6 protein-coding genes and 2 rRNA genes are annotated in these 6,792 nt (G+C 38.8%); 1 reads left to right on the forward strand and 7 read right to left on the reverse strand.

Annotated elements, in window-relative coordinates; all coding sequences use genetic code 11:
- Positions 1-149: 149 nt before the first annotated feature.
- Positions 150-1,169, reverse strand: a complete 1,020-nt coding sequence (locus ACFODW_RS06970; RefSeq protein ID WP_390304633.1) for a TRAP transporter substrate-binding protein — start codon at positions 1,167-1,169, stop codon at positions 150-152.
- Between the two features lie 519 nt (positions 1,170-1,688).
- Between ACFODW_RS06970 and ACFODW_RS06975 the strand changes: the two genes are divergently transcribed.
- Positions 1,689-1,928 carry a helix-turn-helix transcriptional regulator gene (locus ACFODW_RS06975; protein WP_390304635.1) on the forward strand — a complete coding sequence of 80 codons (240 nt, stop codon included), beginning with the start codon at positions 1,689-1,691 and terminating at the stop codon, positions 1,926-1,928.
- 236 nt (positions 1,929-2,164) lie between these two features.
- Here the strand turns inward: ACFODW_RS06975 and ACFODW_RS06980 are convergent, their stop codons facing one another.
- The 6 genes from ACFODW_RS06980 to ACFODW_RS07005 all read right to left on the reverse strand — a co-directional run.
- Positions 2,165-3,151, reverse strand: coding sequence for a fumarylacetoacetate hydrolase family protein (locus ACFODW_RS06980; protein WP_390304638.1), 987 nt, complete (start codon positions 3,149-3,151; stop codon positions 2,165-2,167).
- Between the two features lie 19 nt (positions 3,152-3,170).
- On the reverse strand, positions 3,171-3,905 hold the full coding sequence (locus ACFODW_RS06985; protein ID WP_390304640.1) for a FadR/GntR family transcriptional regulator: 735 nt from the start codon (positions 3,903-3,905) through the stop codon (positions 3,171-3,173).
- A gap of 428 nt (positions 3,906-4,333) precedes the next feature.
- Positions 4,334-4,897: a hypothetical protein gene (locus tag ACFODW_RS06990; protein WP_390304643.1), complete on the reverse strand. Its 564-nt coding sequence runs from the start codon at positions 4,895-4,897 to the stop codon at positions 4,334-4,336.
- 548 nt (positions 4,898-5,445) lie between these two features.
- Positions 5,446-6,198 (reverse strand): PAS domain S-box protein, encoded by a 753-nt coding sequence (locus ACFODW_RS06995; protein ID WP_390304645.1) that lies wholly within the window; start codon positions 6,196-6,198, stop codon positions 5,446-5,448.
- 278 nt (positions 6,199-6,476) lie between these two features.
- Positions 6,477-6,592, reverse strand: a 5S ribosomal RNA gene (gene rrf, locus ACFODW_RS07000).
- Positions 6,593-6,664: 72 nt separating this feature from the next.
- Positions 6,665-6,792 (reverse strand): 23S ribosomal RNA (locus ACFODW_RS07005); the annotation flags it as partial.

The following is a 6,792-nucleotide window of genomic DNA, read 5'->3' on the forward strand; positions in this document are numbered from 1 at the left end:
TTACTTCAAAAAGTAAAGTGCTGTCACTTTGTTCACTGACCAAGGATGTATGAAAACAGAAAATAAGACATTTATGGAGAGCTTGATCCCAACTAGGGTCTAAGCCTTTGGGGTAAGGAACCAAACTCCCCGGAATGCCAGAAAAATTCTTATTTCTCTTTTACTGTGTCAATGAATTCTTTGATCAACTCATTTTTCTCGGAGTATTCTTCATGGACTTTCTGTGCCTCTTCAACAAATGCATCCCGGTTGTCCAGTTCGGTAACATTTACCAGCTGTTCTACCTCTTTTAAGTCCTCAACATCATTAATGAGCAACTGTTCCTTACCCCATTCAAGTGACTCAGCCATTGCTTCATCAATGATTTCCCGATCTTCCGCAGGCATATTTTCATAATTCTGCAGGCTTGCTGCTACAATACCCCCGAACACCATGTGTTTGGACAATACATAGTTCTCCGTGATTTCATGGTATTTTTCCGATAATAATGCATTCGTATCTATAGAAACACCATCAATAACACCTGTCTGCAAGGCATTATATACCTCAGGCAATCCCATAGCTATCGGACTTGAACCAATATCCTCCCAGAATCCTAATACCGAAGCTCCCCCAGTAAAACGCAATTTCTTTCCATCTACGTCTTCCAATGTGTTAATCGCTTCATCTTTCATTAGCAGGCTGTGGGTACCAGTATGCAAATAACCCATTCCTTTAAGCCCTTGTTCCTCAAGCAACCCCAGCATTTCCTGTGCAGGCTCTGTCTTTGAGGCCTCAATGCCAGCTTCTAGATCCTCAAATAAGAACGGCATATTCCAAGCATCTAATGCAGGTATGCGCGTGCTCAGATATGGGACCGTAAGTAGAGCAAAATCAAGTGAACCACTGTTCATTTGCTGTACCATATCTGCTTCAGGCCCTAATTGAGCGGCAGGATAAAGGTCGAGTTGCATTCTGCCATTAGATTTCTCGTCTAATTCTTCCTTAAACTTCTCCGCAAATGCATGCCAATTATGAGCGGTTTGGGTAACATAGGATATTTTAAATTCGTATGTTTCTCCTCCCTCACTGCCTGCAGCACCTGTTTCATTGTCACCGTCTCCACATGCACTTAAGAAAAGAACCATTGACATCAAAATGAGGGCAAATACTGTTTTTGTATGTTTCATAAATCTTCCTCCTTTTTTCTATAAACCGAATGGTTGAGAATGGACTTGTAATCCTACAAAGATAATAAAAAATAAGGACGCACCAATATTTACTAGTGTCTGTAAGTTCTCTTCACCCCAATCTATTTAGCGATCTGAATACCTTAAGTCAAGCAGCTTTCATCCTTTCATTCCTCCTGATTTTGGTTTTTTATTCAATAATTATCCGAACTTCAGAAACCGCTTACATATTCTTGTAGAAATGAAGGTTTTCATTATTCAAATAATTACTGTAAAAGATACACTTTTACAAGTCAGCGGATGCATTTCTAGTAGATATTTCCCATTATATTGGGGTGTAAAAGGAAAAGAAAGGGTTGGGTTCCTCTATGCGCAACATTTATTAAAAAATTTAGAACAATTAAAATAATTAATGCTTGCTCGTTTCTTTGTGTTTCCCTAATGCAACAAACTTGTATAATACTGCATGTACATCATTCTCTTCTTATATGATAATCACTATAGAAAGGAGGAAAAAAGATGAACTCTCAAGAATTACAAGAATTCCAAAAGGCTCTGGGAAAACAGATACTTACTTATAGAAAAAAGAAAATGTGTACACAGGAGCAACTTGCGTATGAGGTTGGTGTAACTAGTAACTATATAGATAGATTGGAAAATGGGAAAGAAGACCCTGCGGTTAATCTGTATTTTCAATTGTGCATCACCTTAAATGCACCTTTCTTTGGCTGCTGCCATATCAAGCAAGAAAATGACTGAGCCAAGGTTTCATCCGGTACCACATTTTTCAGGATGAATCCTAAGGAAACAGTCGACCCAGAGAGTGGCTCAGCTCGTATCTTCCTTACAAACTAGCAAAACCCTAAACGACTCTAGTAAGAGTTGTTTAGGGTTTTGCTCGACTAGTACCATCTTCGCTATTGCCTTACTTTAGCTAACTTTGCAATGTCCTTTACGTAAGGAACATAAGGGCACCGGACACAAGTCATGTAAATTTACCCTAAAATCGAAGTCACTGGTAACTCGCGACGTACCGCATTTTTTAACTCTCCTAAATCAATTTTCCCATCTTTACTCTTTATTCTTGCCCGAACTATGTCTCCATCTTTTAGATAGCTGTCATTTTCTGATTGGCTCTCCAGTAAGGCATTGGTTTTTTCTTCGACAGAAAGAGTTGGATTAGAAACCATTTTTAGAATCTCAGGTGTTAATTTCATTGCAACACCGCCAGTAGTTCCAGATAAAATCAAATCTCCCTTTGATAAATCCATGATTTGAGATAACTCTGTAATTGTTTCAGCCGGTTTAAATAACAACTGACTTGTGTTAGCTGATTGACGGAGCTCATCATTTACCCAGAGGTCCAATTCGAGATCATGAATGGCTGGTATTTCTTCTTTATCCAGCAAATAAAAATATGGGCCTACAGGACAGAAAGTGCGATAACTTTTCCCCTTGAGCCATTGACCTTCCACTAATTGCACATCACGCGCCGAGACATCATTACCTATCACAAGCCCTGCCAAAAATTCACCTAAGTTTTCATCAGTAGCTTCTACAGCATTACTAATTTCTCTCCCTATTACTAGACCTAATTCAATTTCGTAGTCCAGCAACTTTACGTTAGGAGGGCATAAAATGTTATCCTCCGCACCACAAAGAGAACTGTCTGCTTTGCTAAAAATCAAATTAAAAGGAGGACGATTTGCTTCCATTCCGGATTCTTCCCGGTGTGTCGAATAATTTGCTCCTTGGCAAATTATCCTGGCCGGTTTAGTTATCGGGCTTAGCAAGGTCACTTCCTCAAACGAAACAGTGGAGGCGTTTACATCATCTGCAATCCTTCTTGCTTCTTCCTCCCCATTATCTAGAAGCTCGGCTAGAGTTGAATAATTATCTTCCAATACCTTAATCTGGTTATTTGATACAACTCCCCAATTTGTTTCATTATTCTTTTTGAAGCGGACAATTTGAATTCCCATGAACAATTACCTCTCTTCTTTATTTAATTTGTGTGTTTTGAAGCAGCGTTTTTTCAAATAACTCTTTTACTCGCAAAATCATATTTTCCATTACACTTTTTGCTTGTTCTTCATCTCCATTTATTACAGCTTTATAAAGATCCTTATGCCTTTTTATTATCTCCGAATCAGGCTCTCCTTGCTGTAGGTCCGGATTCTCACGTAAAGTGGACAAGCTTTTTTCTCTACTAATTACTAAACCATTGTGCAGCAACTTTAACAAACTGATCATCAATGTGTTATGCGAAGCCTCTATAATTCTAAAATGGAATTCATAATCGGCTTTTGCCCACTTTTTCATATCCCCCAATGCATTTTCAAGGTCTTTGAAACGTTCAGTGATCTCCTCTTTATCTTCTTCAGTTGCATTTCTGGCTGCTAATTGGGCAGCAATAGGCTCTATTCCTAATCTAACGTCTGTCATATCAAGATAAAACTCTCCATCCCTGCCTTGGTAATCACTTAGCCAAGTAATTACGTCAAGATCCCACCATTGCCATTGATTGCTGGGTAAAACAATAGTTCCTGAGCGTTGGTTTGCGCGAATTATATTTTTTGAGGACAAGCCTTGAAGAGCCTCCCTTACTACAGTACGACTCACACCATATTGTTCACTCAGTTCTTCAACTTTGGGTAACTTTTCACCTGGCTGTATAGCCCCGCTGACAATTCTTCTGCCAATTTGACTTTCAACCTCCCTACTTCTGCTTCCCATTTCTTTAGCTCCTTTATAAGTTGATTTATATCCTCCCTTTCATATAAATAATACTTAACTGAATTAACTAATAAATAATATTTATTTTATATTACCGTCGCTAGAATTAGTTGTCAATAATATTTAGAAAATTATTAGTGATTTTTTAAATACAAGATGTCCATATACCGGCCCATTGGTAGATCCACCAGTCCTAAACATCCATAGAATGGGGGTACTTTGAATTAACAAAGCACCCCCCCATTCTAAAGTCGGTAGGCCATTCTTCAGCTTCCATTTCATTATTGAACTGCAGAATAAGACTCTCTATTGGAGAAGGTATCTGCTGTCTCAGTTACTGGAGATTGGACGTATCATGCTTATTTACATAATAAAAGACGCTATCCTTGTAAAGAATAGCGCCCTTTTGCTATATAAGGAAATACCACTCATCCCATTTTTTTCTTGGCTAACGAGTACCATTGTTTAATATATTCAATTTGTAAAAATTCCTCATATTTTTCAACGTAATTCAAGAACCAATGTACCAAGCCATCCCACTCATCTAAATCGCCACGTGAATGGATTTCCCATCCTAATTGTTCAAGTGTAAAGTTTGATTTTGCACTATTTCGTATCATAGACGTACATATGAGGTTTGTGCCTTCGTCTGTACCTCCCTGAGCTATTGGAAAAACATGATCGATTGTAGGCATCAATTCCCAATAAGCAATATGGCACTCGCTCATCTTCCAGTTCTTATGGAACGGAAAACTGTCGGGAAATTTAGTTGATAATAGGCGAAGTACAGGAGGAAAAATTAGCCTATAACCACTATAACGATCTATAAAGCCATCACGTAAAAATATTTCTAGCATTTTTGATTTTGTATAGGAACGATTTAAATACTCGATATTTTGAAAGGGATATTGTCTTTTAATTACCTCTTCTGCTTTGTTTTCATTATCCAGATCTAGAAGATTGCAGACCTCTTTTAACACATTAGCTGCCATTACATTTACCCTCTCCATTGGTAATTAGTTATAGTTTTAACTTCTTTCATCATACTTACTGAATGAGACTCCTCAGTGATTCAGTAATCGATAGCTGGACCATTAAGTTATCTCTTTTTCCTAGCATTTAAGGTAAACCAGCCTCCAATAATCCCAGATAAAACAGCCAAGAAAACTATTATAAGTTCAGTATTCAAAATAATCACCTCTAATATTAAATCTAATAATTGCTTTGCTGCGGTAAGCTCAACTTATAGTCATCCCTTCCGTTCACCGAATATATCAGGCCATGAATCCCAGCCAGGCCCGCCCAATCCCCGAACGACTATCAGTCACTAGCGCCAGCTTGTTTTTTGAGACTATATTTTAAATCCCGAAAAGCCCTGACATTGTGTGTCAGGGCTTGGCAGAATTAATAAACGCCGTCATAACATGCTGGTAACGTTCCATAACCTAGTTAGCCTTTATTCAATGGCTCTTCAAGCTTAGTCATGGTGCTATTCCGCAGAACAGGGAAACTTCCGGTGTAAAGGAATGAGTGATATTACTCACTCTTCGGTTAACTTCTTAATTGCTTCCTTCACATTCAATGCAATCAGGATGGATTTAGATTCGATACCTAAATTTATAGCTTGCATGGCCAACTCCGGCCTTAATCCTGTAATGACGTAATCTACTCCCATTACGGACAATACACTACGGATTTTAAATATGTAATCCAAAACCATGGAGTCTAGACTATATGTACCAGAGAAATCCAAAATGATTCTATCTATATTCTGGTTCGTTACATTTTCCGGGACTTTTTCCAATAGATGTAAGGCCCTTTCCTCATTAATAGCTCCTACTAATGGAAGTATCGCAATCCCGTCAAATAGCGGAACCAATGTTGAGGATAGCTCGTGTATTTCCTTTGTTATTTCCCGCTGCTTTTTCTCCGCCAGCTTTTTTTCTGTTATATCCCGTACGTACGTTTGAATTGCTTTTGTATCTCCTATCTTTACAGGATGGCAATATAGCTCTACATCCACTGTCGTGCGGTCCATACGATATATGGTTTCTTCAATAACTTTTGCTGGTTGTTCATAAGCCGATTTAATTCTTTTATCTATTGCCGATTTGGATGTCTCCTTAAAAATATCTAACGGACTTGCCCCGACAATTTCTTCTCTAGAAGCTTTGAAAAATGTTTCAGCTGCACTATTTACATATATAATTTTTAAATCCGAATGTATGATTAATGGTTCTAATGCATATTCTGCTACTTGTCTGTAATCAATCTCTGAGATGTTCTCACTCATTCAGTCACTCCCCTTCCATTGAAAATACTATATTAGTTTCAAGTTACATACAAATAAATCAACTCATCAATGATCATCGGAATACTTGATTAGCTGCTCAGCTTTGTCTCGCTGGGCCTTACTCCAGCTTGAGCTCACCCAAGTGTAAAAGATATTCAAATCTACGTGCCTTGTGCTCGAGTTTTTGATTGAATCCCCTATATGGTAGAGCCTTCTTAAATCACTTCATGCATACTAAAAAACCCGGGAAGCGATATTCACTTCCCGGGTTTTGCTTTGCCTGGCAGCGTCCTACTCTTGCAGGGACAAAGTCCCAACTACCATCGGCGCTGGAGAGCTTAACTTCTGTGTTCGGCATGGGAACAGGTGTGGCCTCTCCGCCATCGCCACCAGACAACTTGCATTATAGGGTTGATTTGCACCCTGAAAACTAAATAAGAGTAGATACCGTGACATCGAAAAGAATCTAGTTAAGTCCTCGATCGATTAGTATTCGTCAGCTCCACGTGTCACCACGCTTCCACCTCGAACCTATCAACCTCATCGTCTCTGAGGGATCTTACTCACTCGAAGTGATGGGAAGTCTCATCTTGA

Origin of the sequence: Virgibacillus sediminis (genome assembly GCF_042643265.1) — a bacterium.
In the GTDB taxonomy this organism is placed as follows: domain Bacteria; phylum Bacillota; class Bacilli; order Bacillales; family Amphibacillaceae; genus Virgibacillus_O; species Virgibacillus_O sediminis.

Excerpts from the sequence above, each read along its gene's own strand:
- ACFODW_RS06970 (WP_390304633.1), bottom strand. The coding sequence starts at position 1,169 with ATGAAACATACAAAAACAGTATTTGCCCTCATTTTGATGTCAATGGTT.
- ACFODW_RS06975 (WP_390304635.1), top strand. The coding sequence starts at position 1,689 with ATGAACTCTCAAGAATTACAAGAATTCCAAAAGGCTCTGGGAAAACAG.
- ACFODW_RS06980 (WP_390304638.1), bottom strand. The coding sequence starts at position 3,151 with ATGGGAATTCAAATTGTCCGCTTCAAAAAGAATAATGAAACAAATTGG.
- ACFODW_RS06985 (WP_390304640.1), bottom strand. The coding sequence starts at position 3,905 with ATGGGAAGCAGAAGTAGGGAGGTTGAAAGTCAAATTGGCAGAAGAATT.
- ACFODW_RS06990 (WP_390304643.1), bottom strand. The coding sequence starts at position 4,897 with ATGGCAGCTAATGTGTTAAAAGAGGTCTGCAATCTTCTAGATCTGGAT.
- ACFODW_RS06995 (WP_390304645.1), bottom strand. The coding sequence starts at position 6,198 with ATGAGTGAGAACATCTCAGAGATTGATTACAGACAAGTAGCAGAATAT.